Origin of the sequence: Pseudoalteromonas peptidolytica, from assembly GCF_012641745.1 — a bacterium.
In the GTDB taxonomy this organism is placed as follows: domain Bacteria; phylum Pseudomonadota; class Gammaproteobacteria; order Enterobacterales; family Alteromonadaceae; genus Pseudoalteromonas; species Pseudoalteromonas peptidolytica.
The window spans coordinates 96,899-116,650 of sequence record NZ_WEHZ01000009.1 but is presented as its reverse complement, the minus strand read 5'-3'; the positions used below and the strand labels follow the sequence as shown (position 1 = coordinate 116,650).

9 protein-coding genes are annotated in these 19,752 nt (G+C 43.8%); 1 reads left to right on the top strand and 8 read right to left on the bottom strand.

Annotated features, from left to right (window positions below; genetic code table 11):
• Positions 1–65: 65 nt before the first annotated feature.
• The 7 genes from rmf to lrp form a co-directional block, all read right to left on the bottom strand.
• Positions 66–236 carry a ribosome modulation factor gene (rmf, locus tag F9Y84_RS08050; protein WP_010372771.1) on the bottom strand — a complete coding sequence of 57 codons (171 nt, stop codon included), beginning with the start codon at positions 234–236 and terminating at the stop codon, positions 66–68.
• A gap of 489 nt (positions 237–725) precedes the next feature.
• A complete protein-coding gene (serS, locus tag F9Y84_RS08045) occupies positions 726–2,021 on the bottom strand; it encodes a serine--tRNA ligase (RefSeq protein ID WP_147391190.1) in 1,296 nt (431 codons plus the stop codon).
• 7 nt (positions 2,022–2,028) lie between these two features.
• Positions 2,029–2,409 carry a fluoride efflux transporter CrcB gene (gene crcB, locus F9Y84_RS08040; protein ID WP_128732712.1) on the bottom strand — a complete coding sequence of 127 codons (381 nt, stop codon included), beginning with the start codon at positions 2,407–2,409 and terminating at the stop codon, positions 2,029–2,031.
• Between the two features lie 2 nt (positions 2,410–2,411).
• Positions 2,412–3,752, bottom strand: coding sequence for a replication-associated recombination protein A (locus tag F9Y84_RS08035; protein WP_147391191.1), 1,341 nt, complete (start codon positions 3,750–3,752; stop codon positions 2,412–2,414).
• Positions 3,745–4,383, bottom strand: a complete 639-nt coding sequence (gene lolA, locus F9Y84_RS08030) for an outer membrane lipoprotein periplasmic chaperone LolA (protein WP_128732711.1) — start codon at positions 4,381–4,383, stop codon at positions 3,745–3,747. The genes F9Y84_RS08035 and lolA overlap by 8 nt, the downstream gene beginning before the upstream one ends.
• Positions 4,383–6,986 carry a DNA translocase FtsK gene (locus F9Y84_RS08025; RefSeq protein WP_147391189.1) on the bottom strand — a complete coding sequence of 868 codons (2,604 nt, stop codon included), beginning with the start codon at positions 6,984–6,986 and terminating at the stop codon, positions 4,383–4,385. Before F9Y84_RS08025 ends, lolA begins: the two co-directional genes overlap by 1 nt.
• A gap of 114 nt (positions 6,987–7,100) precedes the next feature.
• Positions 7,101–7,580: a leucine-responsive transcriptional regulator Lrp gene (lrp, locus tag F9Y84_RS08020; protein WP_125251392.1), complete on the bottom strand. Its 480-nt coding sequence runs from the start codon at positions 7,578–7,580 to the stop codon at positions 7,101–7,103.
• A gap of 139 nt (positions 7,581–7,719) precedes the next feature.
• Between lrp and ald the strand changes: the two genes are divergently transcribed.
• Positions 7,720–8,841: an alanine dehydrogenase gene (ald, locus tag F9Y84_RS08015; protein ID WP_147391188.1), complete on the top strand. Its 1,122-nt coding sequence runs from the start codon at positions 7,720–7,722 to the stop codon at positions 8,839–8,841.
• A 611-nt stretch (positions 8,842–9,452) separates the two neighbouring features.
• On the opposite strand, the gene F9Y84_RS08010 is transcribed toward ald, so the two are convergent.
• Positions 9,453–19,703, bottom strand: coding sequence for an Ig-like domain-containing protein (locus F9Y84_RS08010; protein ID WP_147389715.1), 10,251 nt, complete (start codon positions 19,701–19,703; stop codon positions 9,453–9,455).
• Positions 19,704–19,752: the final 49 nt, after the last annotated feature.

Genomic DNA, 19,752 nt, shown 5'->3' with positions numbered 1-19,752 from the left:
ATCTCACGATTTTCTGTAAAACGCACAAAGCCCCTAACGGGGCTTTGTTCTCCTAAAATTCGGTATCAGGTTTTAAAGATGTTGCGATTGTCCATCGCTTCTCGCCATCCGCCTAACCATTCTGATCTGTGTTCTACTTGTTGATAGGGACAATTTTCTTTCGACCGTCCGGCTAATCCAGCCTTAAATCCTTGTGAATGTGCTCTTTCTAAACGGTCTCTTTTCTGTCTCTTCATAGGTAATATCCTCACCTTTTTCTCTATCAGCTTTTGAGTGTACTGATACTGCGTAGTTCAAACTTGATTAGAACAAAACTCACTCTTACGTGTATCCACGGACGTGATTTTGCTCATCTAACTAATAAACTAAAACTTAGATTTTATTGAGAAAAGTTAAACACTAGCCACATCATAAAAATACAGATGCGCTACTTACCGATGAGATTTGGCCAAACCCATACCTTCAATAAATCATATCTGGGGGAGTCATGCAATGATCATAATTGTAATTCTTGGGTATACAGCAGTAAAAAACATAAATTTACTTTGAATTAATCAGAAGTTGGATAGACAAGCTAAATTTGCATTTAATTTGGGCTGGTTTTTATTGTAATTCCTGTAAAAAAACATTCATAAGATAGTCATAAAAAAAGGCCAGATAGATCCAGCCTTTTTTCAATAACTTGTATCTCAATGCAAGCATTTGCTCGGTTAAGTACTTGGCACTTAGCTCGCCTTAATCACTTCCAACCCGCCCATATAAGGCTTTAATGCGTCAGGAACAACAATCGAACCGTCTGCTTGTTGATAGTTTTCAAGGATTGCAACCAAAGTTCTACCAACCGCTAGCCCTGAACCATTTAGTGTATGTAATAGTTCTGGTTTCTTTTCACCACTGCGACGGAAACGAGCCTGCATACGACGAGCTTGGAAATCCCACATATTTGAACAAGAAGAAATTTCTCTATATGTGTTTTGTGCAGGTAACCACACCTCTAAATCATAAGTCTTAGTTGCACCAAAGCCCATGTCGCCAGTACACAAGACTACTTTTCGATATGGTAGGTCTAATAACTGTAAGATTTGTTCTGCGTGTCCTGTAAGCTCTTCTAATGCTGCCATCGAATCTTCAGGCTTCACTAACTGCACAAGCTCAACTTTATCAAATTGATGCTGACGAATAAGTCCACGAGTATCACGACCATAGCTACCAGCTTCACTTCTAAAGCATGGTGTGTGGGCTGTCATTTTTACGGGTAGCTCTTTTTCATCATATATTACATCACGAGCGCAGTTTGTGAGCGGAACTTCCGCAGTCGGGATCAAGCTAAAGCCATCTTGATCTTCAGACAAGGCTTCAGTATGAAATAGATCTTCTGCAAATTTAGGTAGTTGACCCGTACCGAATAAGCTCGCTTTATTTACCAAATATGGTACATACATTTCTGTATAACCATTTTGCTCAGTGTGCGTGTTTAGCATCAGCTGAACAAGCGCTCGATGCATACGCGCAACGCCACCGCGCATCACGGTAAAACGTGAACCACTTAACTTAACACCCGTTTCAAAATCTAGGCCTTTGTCCAGCGCTTCACCAAGGTCAACATGATCTTTTACTTCAAAATCAAATTGCTTTGGCTCTCCCCAAGTGCTGATCTCTACATTTTCAGATTCATCAGCACCTGCTGGAACATCTTCAGCTGGCAGGTTTGGTAAAGACATAGCGTAATCATTCAGCTCTGCCAATACTTTATCTTGCTCTTCTTTGGCTGCACTTAACTGATCACCAAGATTAGCAACAGCATCTAGTAACGGCTGAACATCTTCACCTTTCGCTTTGGCTTGACCAATTGCTTTGGAAGAACTGTTACGCTCGCTTTGTAATTCCTGAGTTTTGGTTTGTAGCGCCTTGCGCTTTTCTTCTAATTCAGTGATCTTAGCAACATCAAGTTCGAAACCACGCTTTTTCAAACGCGCAGCGGCTTCCTCGATGTCTTGACGAAAGTATTTAGAATCTAACATTGTTTTTTTAACCTTTTTGCATGATGAGGCAGAGACCAACCCAGGCCATAAAGATACACGCCACCACATTTAGGGTGACGTTAAACGCCATTTTCACATATTGCCCTTGTTGGAGTAGCAACAAGGAATCCATTGAGAATGTAGAAAAAGTAGTCAGCGCCCCTAAAAAGCCAATACCTATTAGCGTTTTAGCGGGTGAAACTGCAATTACTTCTTTTTCAATTAAACCGTAAAGCACACCCATCAATAATGAACCAAGAATATTAACGATCAACGTCCCAAAAGGGAATCCCTTACCTAAGAGTTTTATTGATATATCGCTGATAAAAAACCGTAACATGGCTCCCAAAGCACCACCAAGCGCAATTGTAAGGTAATTAATAAGCATCCTTACTTGTACCTCTTTTTGGTACTTTGTAGATCTTGCGCTTTCAAATATTCAAGTTTTTCCGCTATTTGTTTTTCCAAGCCTCTTTGCGTAGGCTGATAGTATTGGCGCTCATGAATGGCTTCAGGAAAGTAGTTCTCTCCTGCTGCAAAGGCACCAGGCTCGTTGTGAGCGTAGCGGTATTCCTCACCAAAGCCCATTTCCTTCATTAATTTTGTTGGAGCGTTTCTAAGGTGTTCCGGCACTGGATAATTAGGGTCGCTCTGAGCGTCGTGTTTTGCTTGATTAAACGCCATATACACAGCATTACTTTTTGGGGCGCTGGCTAGATATAGCGTGGCCTGTGCTATTGCACGCTCACCTTCGCTTGGACCTACACGATGATAAATATCCCACGCATTGAGCGCAACTTGCATGGCTCTTGGGTCAGCATTGCCAATATCTTCCGTGGCAATGGCTAGTAGCCGTCTGGCAACATATAAAGGGTCGCCCCCTCCTGCTAATATTTTACAGTACCAATAAAGTGCAGCATCAGGAGCACTGCCGCGAACGGACTTATGAAACGCAGAGATTAGGTCGTAATAGAGGTCGCCTTTGTTGTCATAGTTTGATAGTTGACTTGGCAATACCTGCTGCAATATTGCTTCATTGACTACATAGCGATTTATATCTGGGTCAAACCCTAAGTCTATCGCCTGCTCTAGTAAATTAAGTGCTTTTCTGGCATCACCTGAGGCAGCTTTGGCTATCAGATTTAGCGCATCATGGTCGATTTCAATTGCGTGTTTGGAAAGTTGCACATCTCTGGCTAGTGCATCTTTTTGTACCTGTATTAATTCGGCTTCATCTAGGGGTTGTAAAGTATATACCCGTGCTCGCGATAAAATAGCATTATTCAGTGCAAAAGATGGGTTTTCAGTCGTAGCGCCAATAAAAGTAAAGGTGCCATCTTCAATATGGGGCAAAAAGCCATCTTGCTGCGACTTATTGAATCGGTGAACCTCATCGACAAACAATAATGTTCGTTTACCAGTTTGAGCAAGTTGATTTTTGGCATCAATCACCGCTTCGCGTACTTCCTTTACTCCAGCACTGACCGCTGAGAGTTGAATAAGCTCCGCATCTGCGTAATTAGCAATAATTTGTGCAAGCGTGGTCTTACCAACACCTGGTGGGCCCCAAAGAATAAGACTATGGCAGCGACCTGAGGCGATAGCTCGATACAATACAGAGCCTTTTGATAAAATGTGGCTTTGGCCAACATAATGCGCTAACGTGGTTGGCCGCATTCTAGCGGCCAACGGTCTAACATCTGGGGTAAAATCAAAGCCTAAACTAGTCAACGCCTGTTTGGTCGTCCACGACCACTCCCTCAGGGATAACAAATTCAAAAGTGCGCTCAGCGACGGGCACATTAACTTTGCTTTGTCTGAAATTAAATGTAGAGATTTGGCCTGAAATGTCGTTCACCGTTAATTGTGCAAGCCCCTCATTGGTAACATCAAACATCAACGCCAATTGCTCAACTTGAGAGTCAACTCTGTTCTTGGGCGTGATTAAGTACGCGTCGCCTTCGCGTTTTACCGCATACTTAGACCACTGGCTATTATCTTGCGTTGTTAACAGAACAAAAGGTGTTGTATCAATCAGTTTAGTTGTATCTAAAATCGTAACCTGTTCTGCAAAGGCATCATAATAATAGGTCGTTGTGCCACTTGAGACAAAAAGCGTATCGTCTGGCATCTCTTGCTGCCATCGGATCTTCAAAGGCTGTGCAAGTACAATGCTACCTGTGCCTGACTGTAATTCATTGCCCTCTTGATCTTTAACTACTTGCGAAAATTCGCCTTGAAAACTGGTTAAATTAGCAAGCTTGGCCTTTAGGCTCTGCATTGCGGCTTCATCGGCCCAAGCTGGTTGCATCGTTATGCTAGATAGCATCACAAGTAATGCTATTTTATTAAACTTCTTCATTAATTGGCTCCGCCTTTTACCAATACTTCTCGTGCGCCATTATGTCCAGGTGCACTCACGACACCAGACATTTCCATCTGTTCTACCAGTCGAGCAGCACGGTTATAGCCCACTCGTAACTTACGCTGAACACTCGACACTGACACTTTACCTGTTTCTATTACAAAGCCAACCGCTTCATCGTACAGCGGATCAGACTCGTCATCTCCACCTTCTGGTGCCTCTCCTGGTAACAAGATATCTTCCGTTGCTTCCCCACATAGGATCTCTTCGACGTAATTAGGTTTACCTCGCGCTTTCCAATCATTAACTACCGCGTGCACTTCATGGTCATCAACAAACGCGCCATGGACACGTATCGGTACACTGGTACCTGGAGGCAAATACAACATATCCCCCATACCAAGTAAATTTTCAGCGCCTTGTTGATCCAAAATAGTTCGTGAATCAATCTTGCTCGATACTTGGAAGGCCATTCGCGTTGGAATATTTGCTTTAATTAGGCCGGTAATTACATCAACCGAAGGGCGCTGTGTTGCCAGCACCAAATGTATCCCGGCAGCTCGTGCTTTTTGAGCGATACGCGCGATTAGCTCTTCCACTTTTTTACCAACAATCATCATCATGTCAGCAAATTCATCGATGACCACTACGATGCTCGGGAGCTTATCTAGCATTTCTGGCTCATCCGCCATACCATCAGTGTCTTTAAAAAGTGGGTCAACAATGGGGTGTCCCGCTTCTTTTGCTTCTTTAATCTTCTGGTTGTAACCCTTTAGATTACGCACACCAAGCGCTGACATCAGCTTATAGCGACGTTCCATTTCCCCAACGCACCAACGTAGCGCATTCGCAGCTTCTTTCATGTCAGTGACAACCTCACATAATAGATGTGGGATCCCTTCATAAACAGAAAGTTCAAGCATTTTTGGGTCTATCATGATCATGCGCACATCTTCTGGAGGAGATTTATATAGCAAGCTTAAGATCATGACATTAACGCCCACTGACTTACCAGAGCCAGTGGTACCTGCAACCAACAGATGTGGCATTTTTGCTAAGTCTGCCACTACGGGTTGTCCAGCGATATCTTTACCTAGCACCATGGTCAGCGGTGATGGGTTTTGTTCAAACTTAGGCGCGTCTATCACTTCAGATAAACGTACAATTTCACGGTGTTTGTTAGGTAACTCCAAACCTACATAAGTCTTACCTGGTATTACCTCTACCACTCGCACACTCACCGCTGACAAAGAGCGAGCGAGATCTTTGGCAAGACCAGTAATTTTTGCAACTTTAATACCTGGTGCTAAGTCAAGTTCAAAGCGCGTTACTACAGGACCTGGATAAACTCCCACCACGCTGGCTTGAACATTAAAGTCTAACAACTTGGTTTCTACCAACCGTGAAACCTGATCAAGCTCTTCTTGTGATATTGGGTTTTTAGCTTTATCGGGTCTATCAAGAAGTTCCAGTGACGGTAATGGGTCTGCCGGAGGCTGGGCTTCTAATAATGCTTCGAACTGCTCTTTTGCGCTCGGTGGTGGCTGATACCCTTTTGTGCTCGTTGTTTCACTGTTTTTTGTTTTGAGTGGCCGTGCTGGGGATACAACCTTAGTTTCATGAACCGGCGCTTCGTCGAGCGCATTGAGCGCAGCTACGGTATCTAATGGTTCATCCTCAATTGCGGAAAAATTAATCTCTTGCTCCAAGATATCGTCAAGCTCATCGAAAACGCATGGCTCTTGCTTAGGTGCCGCCTCTGTAACTGTGTCTGACGCTGAGGTTTGAATCGCTGTATCGTTGGTTTTTCTGAACAATTTATCTTTTAATTTGCCAAGACCACTTGGTGTCTCTTCATCATTTGTTGACTCCTGGTGGATAATGTCATCGTTTAAGACAGGCTCCATGGCATCACCAAGACCTTCACTGAATTTCGGTTCATTAACAGGCGCGCTAGCCGTTGATAATTCCGGCTCAGCTTTTACAGTATCCAGTTTATCTGCTGGTTGCTCATCTTTAGTGGTAAGCTTGTTTACCAACCAGCGTAGCCCAGCGACGACTTTTTCTCCAAGATAATCAACAAACTCCACCCAAGAAACACCGGTAAGTAATGTCATACCCGCAAAGAAAAAACATAACAGTAATATAGAGGTCCCCGTAAAATTAAAGGCAGGCATCATGGCGCCGGCGACAACATCCCCTACTACACCGCCAGATGAAAAGTTGTAGATATCATCAAAGTTAATACTGCTAATGGCACTTGCTGAGGTGATGAAGAGTGTCGCACCAATAAGGCGTAGCCCAAGGGTTGTATAATCTAGCTGAAGGAGCTTATGTGGCTTTTTAAACAGTAAATAGCCAAGAAATTGCACTGCTGCGGGGATCAAAAATGCCAGCCACCCAAAACTCAGCAACAAAATATCTGCTAACCATGCACCAGCAGCACCGGTTATATTATTTACTTTTACGTATTCGCCGGATTGAGTCCAAGCAGGATCTGCTGGGTCGAAGCTTATCAACGCACACAACATAAATATTGCTGCTGCCGTGCTTACAATCAGACCTGTCTCTAAGAGGCGTTGCACACCATTTAAGCGCATTGTAATTAAACCTTTTTTTTGTTTCTTTTTTGGGCATATCAAGCCCAAAATGTCAGCAAATTAGTGATTTGCGTTAGTATTGCTGTATATACTTACACCTTACCAAGAAATACCTCAAGGTGCACAAGGTTTTATTACTTCTCCTTCCTCTCCTTTTACTTCTTCCATCACTACAAAAGTACGGCTCTCACTTATATTTGGCAATTTAAGGAGTATCTCACCTAATACCCCACGGTATTCAGACATATCGGTTACGCGTGTTTTAAGTAAGTAGTCAAAGCTACCAGAAACCAAATGACATTCTATGATCTCGTCATGTTGCTTCACCGCTTGATTAAATCTATCAAACACATCTGGTGAATTTTTATTCACTGTCACTTCCACGAACACTAAAAGCCCTTGCCCGAGTTTAGCAGGATCAACTACGGCTTTATAACCGCGTATAAAACCTTCGCGTTCTAACTTTTTGACCCGCTCTAGGCAAGGTGTTGCGCTTAAACCAATGCGTTTTGCTAATTCTACGTTAGAAATTCTGCCATCTTTTTGAAGTTCGACTAAAATCTTTCTGTCGATTCTGTCTAGTTGTTGGTGCATAAGGTAGTTTTTTATCCTAAATAGCTTGTTATTTTAGAGTATATCACTACCTTTAAATATTAAAACAGTGAGACACACTGGCTATAGGTAAATATAATAGTCAAAAATTTTACTCCGTTCTTATTTTGAGGCGAATATTATGATTATTGGTGTACCTAAAGAGATAAAAAATCACGAATACCGCGTTGGTATGGTTCCTGCGAGCGTTCGTGAACTAATCAATCACGGTCACGAAGTTGTTGTTGAAACCAATGCTGGTATCGGCATTGGTTTTACTGACGAAGATTATGTTCAGGTTGGTGCTAAAATTTTAGGCACTGCAGCTGAAGTATTTGCAACAGCAGATATGATTGTTAAGGTTAAAGAACCTCAAGCTGTTGAGCGTGCGATGTTACGTGAAGACCAAATTCTATTCACTTACCTTCACCTTGCACCAGACCTTCCTCAAACTGAAGATCTAGTTAAGAGCGGTGCAATCTGTATAGCCTACGAGACAGTAACTGACACACGCGGTGGTCTTCCATTACTAGCACCAATGTCTGAAGTGGCTGGCCGTATGTCTATCCAAGCTGGTGCTCAAGCGCTTGAAAAGTCACGTGAAGGTCGTGGTATGCTACTTGGTGGTGTACCGGGCGTTGAACCCGCTAAAGTTGTTGTGATCGGCGGTGGTATGGTTGGCCGTAACGCAGCACAAATGGCGGTAGGTCTAGGTGCAGACGTTACTATCCTTGACCGTAGCATCGACGTACTACGTTCACTAAATGCACAGTTTGGTAGCCAAGCTAAAGTTATTTATTCTACTGCTGATGCACTAGAGAAGCACGTATTAGAAGCTGACCTTGTAATTGGTGGCGTGCTAATTCCTGGCGCAGCAGCTCCTAAGCTTGTGACTGCTGAACACATCAAAGCAATGAAGCCTGGTGCAGCAATTGTTGACGTAGCTATCGACCAAGGCGGTTGTATTGCGACGTCTAAAGCGACAACACACGCAGAGCCTACTTATATTGTTGATGACGTAGTTCACTACTGTGTAGCTAATATGCCTGGTGCAGTACCTCGCACTTCAACATTCGCGCTAAATAACGCAACGCTTCCTTACATCATCAAGCTTGCAAACTTGGGTTACAAAGCAGCGTTACTAAATGACAAGCACTTCATGGACGGCTTAAACGTTCTAAAAGGTCAGATAACGTGTAAAGAAGTAGCTGAAGGCTTCAACATGGAATATGTTGACCCGCGTACGGCACTTGAAAACGCTTAATAGCGATTGATACAACACACCTTAAAACACCACTTATCTTCGGATCTGTGGTGTTTTTTATTGTCATTTTCCCAATCCCCTGTCATTCGTTCCAATTAAAAGAATAAAAACTTTGAAGTAGAAGCTAACCGGCGTCTTGCTCTATGTGCTTATCTGGGTTTTCTATTTTTACTAGTCACAAGAGCACACAATCTTGCACACCTGCTAAATTACCAACCTCCTCTCGCAAAGCTTATACCAATTTGACTTAATACTTGCTCAATTTGAAGGAGTAAATCTGACGCTAACAGCGTTAAAAATTTTGCTATTTAGAACAACTAAATAGCAAAATTTTTGCCTTGCTTAAATGGATGTGAGTACCTTAGCGATAGCAGGACGCGGTAGCGGAGTGATCGACAAGATTTTCTCGCCTCAAAATAGACCACTTAATTAAGCAAATTGGTATTACTTATTAAAAAGTCATCACACTACACGCAAGATCAAGCTCTTTGGGTAATGGGCAATGGTGATCCGCCACCAATAAAAAAGGCTGCAACCTTAGTTGCAGCCTTTTAGCAGTGAAAGTAACGTTGTTCGATTAACCGATCAAGCTACTTGTCGCACTGTCTTACTCACCACTTTTGAAAGCAGTTTGTTGAGCGCTTTCTACATACCGCCAGTAGCATGATCAAATATATCCATATCGATACCGCACCAGACGATTTGTTTTGCACTTTAACATTATTGGTGTCCGAAGCTTTTACAGTCACACTAACGGTACCAGCAACAGCGTTACCATAACCATCACTAAGCATGTATGTAATAGTGTCAATACCAACAAATCCAGTTTTTGCAATATAGGTTAACACCCCATCTTGAGAAATGCTGACCGTACCTTGAGCCGCTGACGCTTCGATAATCGTTAGCGTGTCTCCATCAGCATCACTGTCATTTGCTAGCACATCAATGTTAATGCTAGCACCAGCATTAACCTGAGCTAAGTCTGGTTTTGCAACTGGTAGACGATTAGCAATTACCTGAATTTGCACCGTACCGTTGCTACTTGCTCCTTGCGAATCGCTCACTACATACTTAACTGTATCAACCCCAGCGAACCCAAGGTTAGACAAGTAGCTGAGCTTCTCACCCGATACAATTGTTACTTTACCATTAGTCGCTGAAGCTGAGCTAACGGTCAAGCTATCACCATCTGGGTCGCTGTCATTTGCCAATACATCAATCACTGTCGCTTTGTGGTGCATGGCTGTCACTAGCTCACCCTGTACAACAGGCGCTCGGTTACCCATTACTTCCACCACTACCTGACTATGCGCAGTACCACCTTGGCCGTCAGTAATACTATAAGTAATTACATCTGTGCCAACAAACTGCTCTGCTGCAACATACATCAGTGTTTGCTGTGCAGTAATTGTCACTTCACCAAACTGAGCAGAAGCTTGAGACAGAGATAAACTATCGTTATCAGCATCACTATCATTCGCTAACACATCAATTGCAATGCTGCTATTCCAAGGTAAGCTTGCGTTGTCTGCATTAGCTACTGGCTTAGCATTATCACTGTGGTAAACCGCAACACCACTTGGATCCACCACGGTACCATTAGCTTCTCCATCTGCATCATTTGGTCCGCCATCTTGTACGACAATCTGAACACACCAATGACCTTCTGTTAGACCCGGTTGCCACTGCGTAGCACCCGGTGGAGGACAGTAACCGATAGCACCAGCAGAGCTGAACACTTGGTTGTTTTCGTCTTCAACAAAGTCGCTCCAGCCTTTGGCTTGAGTATACTTACGATAAACTGCATTTGCTGGAATTGGTAACTGCTGCGGTAGCACCAAGCTATAGTTTTGACCTTGCTCAGGTAATCCATAAGCGATGTAGTCATAAATACCACCTACATTAGTCGCTTGTGTATCACTTACAAGACCGGTTTGCGATCCAGATTCAACTTGTAAGCCACCGCTGCTGCTTAGTACCGACACCGCTCCACGACGTAAACAAACACCAGGCTCACCTTCAGCTAAGAACGCAGTTTGATTATTAACTTGTGCAGGTACGACATTACACTCGTTAATCGCATCAAGATAATCGGCAATACCGTCACCATCACTATCTTGGTAGCCCTCTTCGCTATCCGGGATAAGATCACCATCTGTGTCAGTATCATTCAAGGCAGCTAACTGCTCGACAACTTCAACATAGACTGTCTCAGAGGTATTTAAGCTAGGTGAACCATTGTCAGTTACCATTGATTTCACCGCATGTACTCCAAGCGTTATAGCGGTTGGATCAAACACAAATTGCGCAGGCTCGGTACTGAGGTTACTTAAATCTGATGACCAACTTACCGTTAATGTATCGGTTTTATTAGCATCTTTAGCCGCTGCTTTAATGGTCACAAGTCCACCAGCTTGACTTACCTTTATTCTCGTTTCGTTTTGTTGCCAAACGTTGAGATCTAACGTTGGTGCCACATTACTTTCACGAATAGTAATCGTAGTTTGATGTTTATTGCCCAAGTTCAATGCAGAAGACAAGCTAACCGTTACCGTCTCGTCTTGCTCCGATGCACCATCGGCTGCCACATCAAAACTGATTTCCGCCTGTGTTCCCTTATCTATAACGACTGTTCCACTTCGTGCAGTATGGTCGTCAAAAGATGCAGTACCACCAATGGTATAACCAATTTCTAGTGGATAAGTCGGTGAAGTTCCGTTTAGCAGTACCTGTACAGTCACCGTTGAACCTTCAGATACAATTTGATCCTTACTCAAAGAGATAAGCGGGTTTACATTCAGCCTTTGAAGTTCAATAGATTCAAGTCCAGAGCTATCCACAGAACGCCAATAGACATCATGTTTACCCGGAGCAAATACCATTTTTGAGTCAACCAAAGCTACTGGCAGTACATTACCCTGTGCATCTTTTGCTGAGGCAACACCTAGGTTTACCTTGGTGTAAAGTGCTGTGGCATCTACCGTTAGATCCGCCGGTACTGTAAGGGTTGGTGCTTGAGTATTATCATTGCCCTCTATCACCAAGTTAACTTTCGCACTCGCGCGACCTTTATTGCCATCGGTTACCGAATATGACAGTGACACTGAGCCTGTAAAGTCGTCAGGTGCTTGGTAACTTATTGTTGCACCGCTTACCGTTGCGGTACCAATACTTGCTGTCACCCCTTCAACTTTCAGTACATCACCATCAATATCAGCGTCATTGCCCAATACCGCAATGGTATAGTTGTCATTAGCCGTTTTGTTGAGTGTTAAACTATCGTCTTGTGCAGTCGGTGCGTCATTCACAGGGTTAACTGTAATTGTGACCGTTGCAACATCAGACGTAAGCGCTTCATCACGGGCTACGTATGTAAAACTATCTTGACCATTGAAATTGGCATTAGGAATATAAATCCAGCCATTTTCAACTGCGCTTAATACACCATTTTGAGGCTGCGTTTGCGCCGTTAATGTCAAACTATCGTTTTGTGCATCACTTGCCTTGGCGACAATATTCACACGGCTGTCTTCATTAACCTGTACTGCTTGGTCATCTGCAATTGGCGCGGTATTTCGTACAGTCACTGTGAGGTTAAATGGCGCTAATGAATCTGACAGTGCCCCATCTGATACACTGATCAACACATTAGCTGTCACACCAACATCACTACCCGTAGGCGTGCCTGATAGCTCACCAGTTTGCGGATTAAATGATGCCCATGACGGTCTGTTTGTGATGCTAAACGTTAAGTTCTGGCTATCAATATCCGATGCGCTAGGCGTGAAGCTATAACGGTCTCCTTCAACTACTGAACGTGCAGGCTGACCTGAGATCGTAGGCGCATCATTGACATTGATTACGGTCACAGAGAAGGCTTCAAGGCTTGCTTGTAATGTACCATCAGACACTGTCATCACCATCTCACCGGTCGTACCTACATCGCTTTGCCCTGGCGTACCAGACAATGTACCTGTCGCACTATCAATAGTAAGCCAGGTTGGTTTATTGGTAATGGTGAATGTCAGCTTGTCACCGTCAATATCTACCGCTTCAGGTGTAAAGGTATATAACTGACGCTCATTGATTTGTGCTTTTGGCGAACCTGTAATTGTTGGCGCATCGTTGACATTTGTGACAGTCAAATTGAATGCCGCTAGACTTGCGCTTAGTTCACCATCAGACACAGTAATAACAATGGCGCTATTCTCACCAACATCCGCATTACCTGGAGTACCTGTCAAAGTACCAGTGTTTTTATTGATACTTAGCCATTTAGGGTTGTTAGCAACAGAATAAGTAAGCTGAGTTGAGTCAACATCTTGTCCGGTAGGAGTAAAGGAATATGCAGCCCCTTGCGCAACCGTCGTCACTGGGATGCCTGTAATCGTCGGCGCATCATTCACCGCCTTAATGACAATACTGATTGAATCAGAAACAGTACCTGCGAGTACATCAGTCAGTTTCACGGTAACACTTCTGTTCAATGTGGAAGGATTCTCTGATGTGTTCTCATAGCGAAGTGCTCTAACAAGCGATTGTACGATAGCATTATTCGCTGCGCTTAAGTGCACAGTTAACTTATCGCTCGCAGTCACTATACCGTCATTCGCGGTGCCACTTGTCTCTTCAATAGTGCCGATGATTGTGCTTTGGTAACTAATGTTGCCATTGCTGATGCTAAAGTCGCCATCTGTGGCAATACTTAAGCTATCTTGCGCCAATCCATTAGTTGTCACTGAGGCAACTAGTTTAGCCCCATTGCCTTGCCAGCTATTGTCTCCATCTGCGTCATCCGCAGTTGCTTGAGAGTCAAGTACTGTTGCCGCAGCATTTTCTGTGTATTCTACAGAATCTGCTAAAACCAAAGTCGGCGCTGTGTTCACTGAAACATTAATCGTCACATCAGCGTGAGCAGAAGTACCACCTTCACCGTCAGTTAGGACAAAACGCACGACACGTTCGCCCGCCGTACCCGCAGAGTTTTGGCTGTTATCATACTCTATTGCGTTAATCACAGTTGCGACAATCGCATTGGTCGCATTGTTGTTAAACGTAATAGTCAGCGCGCTGCCGTTACTACCGCCTGTGTAGCTACCCACACTTGTTTGGTTGTATTCAACTTGGCCATTGTTAAGCGAGATTTCAGTACTACTGTCATCAATTGCTAAGACGTCTTCCGCAGTTTGTGCACCACTGACAATCGACACGGTTAATATCCCACCATTGAAGGTGTCAGTATCAATGTCAGTAACAGTAACTGCACTGTTTTGATTAACAATCACAAAGTTTTGCGCTGAGGCATTGTAATCAAACTGATCACCATTCAGGTTATTGATAACAGGTGCGTCGTTGACATCGGTAATATCAATATTCACTGTTGCCAGCTGCCCTGAACTACTGCCATCACTGCCGCTGATAGTGATCAGTGCTTGATCATTACCTTGGCTATTAGCCTCACCTGTGTATGTAAGATTTGAAACCGTATTGAGGTAGGTATCAATCGCACTCGGTGCTCCTGTTAAAGTAATGGTTTTCCCATCTGATGATAAGGTAGCAGTTACACCAATCGCTGAACCATCAGCAGGTGTATCAAATGACCCCTTATCCACTTTAATCGTCAATGTTACACTCGCGCTATCTGGGTCAATAATCGTTATAGCCGATAAATCCAAGATTGAGCTCGCATCTTCTGTTACAGAAACATTGGCAGGCGGTGTCGTTACAGACACAGCATCATTAACTGGATACACGGTAAAATTGAAGGTTTGCCCAGTCACTGGTGCCGCATTGTCCTCACCACCATCAGCAAGCGAGAATACAAAGCTATCTGATGTGGTTTCACTGCCATCATGCACATAAATTAGCATCTTGTCGTTGACATTTTTTTGCGTGAAGGTTGCGTTGAGCGACAGTTTTTCGCTGTCAATTGGATTTTTATCTTTATTTGCATCGATATACAAATCGCCATGTGACGGTAATGTAGTCACTGTATAAGTCAAACTTTCGCTATCATCATCTACATCCTCAGCCATGAATCTATCTTTTAGGATAAAGCCTTTGCTACCTTCGCTTATGCTCAAGCCAGAGTTGCGTAACTGCTGTGGTGCATCATTGACAGATGTGATAGTGATTGTTGCTGTATCCGAGGTATTTGAGAATGCGGAAGTACCACCTTTAGATGTAGCATCAAACGTGCCACTAGCTGTACCCGCCGATTTATCCCACGCAACAAAAGTCATTCTTGATGTACCGTTGTAGTTTGCATTTGGAACAAAGCGTACTTTATGTGTATTTGCGCCACTGAGCGACCCATCTAGCAAACGAGCTACGGCTGTTAGGTCAACAATTTGGTCTGATGTCACACTGAAATCATCCCAAGAGCTACCGTTATCCGTAGTATATTGCCATTTACCATTGGTATTATCGACTGTGGTAACGGCAATGGCTTCAACGGCACTTCCATCAACATCACCGATTGAGTTATCAACCACTAGCGTAGCAATATCAACACCAACGTTATTGGCATCTGATACATCTTCAATAATTGATGTAAATACAGGCGTTTTGGTATCATCTAATGTTGGTGCATCGTTCACTTCCGTAATGCTAACAACCGTTTGATTTGTACCCGCACTAGTTGCAATACCGTCGTTAAATACCCACACAAGTGTGACTGATGTATCTGGCGCTTCAGAGCTATTTGAGTAAGTAATACTTTGCAATACACCTGCAACAATGGACGTTGTGGCGCTGCTGTTAAAGGTCAACTTCAAGGTACCAGCGCTGTTAGTGGTAACCGTACCTACAGCAACATTACTGTACTCAATATTCTGGCCTTGCACTAATGCGCCTAACGCACCTGTGTTGGCAAAAACATCGCTGGCATTGGCCGCACCGCTTCGTGTGATAGTCAGGCTTGCTCCATCATAATTACCACTGTTACTGCTCAGTGCATCAAGCTCCGTATCCGATACCGTTACATTGGCATCCAATATCACAGCTGAGCCATTTTCAGTAAATGTAGGGGTACCATCAAGGTCAGCAAAGACTGGTGCATCGTTTTCATCCAACGTAATAGTCGCCGTTTGTGTACCAGATTCAACGGCGTTATTTGTTGTGATTGCTGCAATGTCGATGATCACAGTTTCGTTATCATCAACAACACTGTCATCCACCGCAGTTACTTTAAATGTTTTAGAGGCGCTGCCTGCGGCAATTGTAACACTGCTGCTGATATTGTCAGAGAGACTGTAATCAGTACCTGAGCCTGTAGCCGTGCCTGTTACATTGATACTGACCGTTACTGCATTGGTTGCAGTTACCGCGTTACCAGCTGAATCTTTCAAAGAAAGCGTTACCGTTGCAATGCCGCCTTTTTCATTGACTGTTGTATTATCAACACTCAACTCTACATTCGGCGCAACCGTAAAGGCAAAACCAGTATTATCACTAAAACCTGCAAAGGCATTACCGCCATTATCGGTTAAAAAGCCCGCATCCATACGGATGGCATAGCGCAACCCTGCTGACAGAGCAGCACTTGGGTTAATGGTTAAGGTGTCACCTGATAAGCTGATCTTAGGACTGTCAACTGCAAAGGTTTCAATTACATTGCCGTTACTATCTACCAACGTGATAGTGCCGCTAGTGCCAAGTTGCATCGCTTCTGTGAACTTCAGCGTTAAGTCACCAGTTGCTGAAACACCAAAACCACCATTGGCAGTTGAGGAGCCAGCAGTATCAATCGTTGGTGCCACACCATCAATAACTAACGCCTTGCTGGCAGCAAGCGAGTTGGCCGCACTTGGTGTTGCCAGCGTTAATGTTGCATCATTGCCCGCTACATCTTTAATTGTGCCACCGTTCAAACTCAGCGCAGTCGTTGAAATATAATCAAGGTCACTGCTAACATCACCCGTTTTCACCGTGTAGTTAAAGGTCACAACTGAATCAGATGTCGACGTGAAGTTTACAACTCTATCAACATCACCGGTTTCAAGCGTTAAAGTAGGTGCGCCTGTTACAGTGATATTTTCAGAAAACGTCACCTGAATCGCAATTTCATCACCCACTTTATAAGTGCCATCAGCTTTTGAGGAAGAAACACTCGAAACAGTAGGGGCAATGGTATCAACCAGCACGTTGTCAGTATTAACGCTACTTAGCGTGGTATCAAAGGTATTGCCTGCCGTATCGTTCAGAGTTGCGTTGTTCAGCGCAAAACTGGTGATACTGATTCCATCTAAATCTTCATCGCCTTGCACCACAGTATAAGAGAATTGTAATTGGCTAGTAGGCGATGTGGTTGTGCTGGTATCAAGTGCAACCGTTTTGCTACCAATGGTCAGATTAAGTTGAGGCTTACCTGCGGAAGTATTTAGCGTCACCGACTCGGATAACGTCGCGGTAAAATCAAGCGTTTCACCCGCTGTATAGGTTTTATTGCTCGGTGGCATCAGTGAAGACACTTTAGGTTGTGTAGTATCAACACGTATACCCGTTAAATCAGCCACATTAGCCAGCGATACATTTAAACTATTGCCCGACGCATCTTGGATTGTGCCACCATTGGTATCTACCACACTGCCCAGCTCTAGACCATCTGTATCATTATCGCCAGCCTGTACTGTGTATCTAAAAGTCAGCGCGGTTTTGCTGCCGTTACTATTATGGTAACTTGCATAGCGCGTTGTGCTCCCTACTTTTAGGGCGATACGTGGAGTGCCAGAGGTTGTGGTTACATCCAATGCTTCCGATACATTAACCACAAAATCAATGATGTCATTTTCTTTATAACTTGCACTCGTGGACGTAGTAACCGAGCTTACCGTCGGCTTAATTGTATCAACCGTGATGGTAAAGGTTTTTTCAGCAGAGGTATCCACCCCACCGTTGGCCGTACCGCCATTATCTTGTACTTGCACCGCGATAGTTGCAGTGCCATTCACATTCAATGCTGGCGTGTAAGATAACTGACCACTTATGTTAATTGCTACATTGGTGACCACATTATTCGCATCACTTTGTTCACTCACCAAGTAACTAGTGACCGATTGCACTGCGTTCGCGTCACCATCGCTGCTCATTGACGCAAAGTTAGCAACCACTTGTTGATTACCCGCTGCTGCGTCTCCGCCAATTGAAATATTGCTACCCAAGCTCAGCGTTGGTGCATCATTCACTTCGGTAATATCAATGTTTACCGTTGGGTTGCTCGCCAAGTTATTAGTGCCATCGTTGGCGGTGATGGTGATCAGTGCTTGGTTGTCACCACTGGCATCAGTTGCTGATTTATAAGTGATATTGCTTGCGGTATCTAAAAAGGCGTTAATATTCGCAGCACTGCCAGCGAGGGTGATCACTTTTTTATCACTCGAAAGTGCACGGCTAGTTAACGTACCTGCGCTCGATAAGCTTTCAAATGTGCCGTTATTGACCCTTAAGGTTACCGTGAGGGCATCGTTATCGACATCCGCAAATTGCACTGCAGATAGAGTAACGTTACTTGCAGTATCTTCTAACACACTAATATCTGACGGCGAGCCAGATACTGTCGGCGCTGCATTAGGTGCCGCTTCGGTGGTAAAGTTCAGAGTGGTGTTATCGCTGATGCCCGCAAAGGCATTGTTATAGCTGTCTAATATGGCACCGCTATCAATTTTAACCGCGTAATTTGTGCTATAGGCAAGATCGCTTGCTGGATTAATATACAATTTACTGCCACTGATACTCACCTTGCCTGCGCCAGGAGTGGTGGTTGTGCCATCCGAATTTGTGGTAACAGAAAAGATTTCTGAGCTGGCTGCGCTAACGTTATATAAGGTGATATTACCCGCGCCAAGCTTGATATTTTCGCTAAATGCTACCGTGATATCTGCGCTACGTGAAATACTGGTTGCGCCATCCTGAGGGCTTGACTGCGCACTATCTAGGTTTGGAGCAGCTCTATCTACCGTATGCACCGCACCAGTAAAGCTGGCCACATAACCATTATTGCTATTACCATTACCATCGCCATCAACAATATTAGTATTACTGTTTAAGTCCAGCCTTAAAGAGCCTGCACCGCTGATATTGCCCACTGTGACATCAATCGTGCTGCCAGAAGAGCCCGACACACTGTTCACAAACCCTCTAGCGTTTCCCGATACGGTGGTAACTGTAAAGTCATCAATTGAGACATTTGAAGCTGACTCATCAAAAGTCACGGTGTAGGTAATAGATTCATCACCAGCACTAGGACTGTTTTTTAGGTTGATTGATGAAACAACAGGTGGGGCTGTGTCAGATTGCGCATTAACATTATCAACCACCAAACTAAGGAAGGAGACGTTACGAATATCTTCTCCACCCGCGTTTTCATGTACTGTAAATTCAATAGAAGAGACGCCCGCAACAGGAGAGAAAGAACCAAAAAGGTCAGCTAAACCAGCCGAAGTACTGTTTGAAAGTTCAGTCAGCTCTGTCAGTTTAAACGTTGAATTTGAAAGTGTATCACCATTGGCATTTTTAAAAACGACCTGAGTAGCTGTAGTCAGTTTGATTTGTGTTGAACCATAAGCATGTATTTTAATATCAGTGACGTCAAAGTGTGTTACATCGCCTCCATTGGCTTTAAATATAAAGGTTTGGGGCGATCCTCCACTCACCGGGCTAATAGTGTCATCACCCGGGTCTTCTAAATTATTTGATATCAAATAGCCGGTATGATTAGTTAAGGCTCTAAACCCTGTGCCGCCAGAATCGATGCCTCCAATGTCAGCGAAGCGGATTGTTTGTTCTGTATTTGCACTAATGGCAAAAGACGTTGATGTAATAAGCAAAATGGCTAGCGTATTTAGCATTCTAACAATGCTCATTGATAATCTCCATAACACTGCATATACCCTTTCAAGGCCAGTTGACGAA

Bases quoted from the DNA above. Each gene is read 5' to 3' on its own strand.
- rmf (WP_010372771.1), bottom strand. From the start codon at position 236: ATGAAGAGACAGAAAAGAGACCGTTTAGAAAGAGCACATTCACAAGGA.
- serS (WP_147391190.1), bottom strand. From the start codon at position 2,021: ATGTTAGATTCTAAATACTTTCGTCAAGACATCGAGGAAGCCGCTGCG.
- crcB (WP_128732712.1), bottom strand. From the start codon at position 2,409: ATGCTTATTAATTACCTTACAATTGCGCTTGGTGGTGCTTTGGGAGCC.
- lolA (WP_128732711.1), bottom strand. From the start codon at position 4,383: ATGAAGAAGTTTAATAAAATAGCATTACTTGTGATGCTATCTAGCATA.
- F9Y84_RS08025 (WP_147391189.1), bottom strand. From the start codon at position 6,986: ATGCGCTTAAATGGTGTGCAACGCCTCTTAGAGACAGGTCTGATTGTA.
- lrp (WP_125251392.1), bottom strand. From the start codon at position 7,580: ATGCACCAACAACTAGACAGAATCGACAGAAAGATTTTAGTCGAACTT.
- ald (WP_147391188.1), top strand. From the start codon at position 7,720: ATGATTATTGGTGTACCTAAAGAGATAAAAAATCACGAATACCGCGTT.
- F9Y84_RS08010 (WP_147389715.1), bottom strand. From the start codon at position 19,703: ATGAGCATTGTTAGAATGCTAAATACGCTAGCCATTTTGCTTATTACA.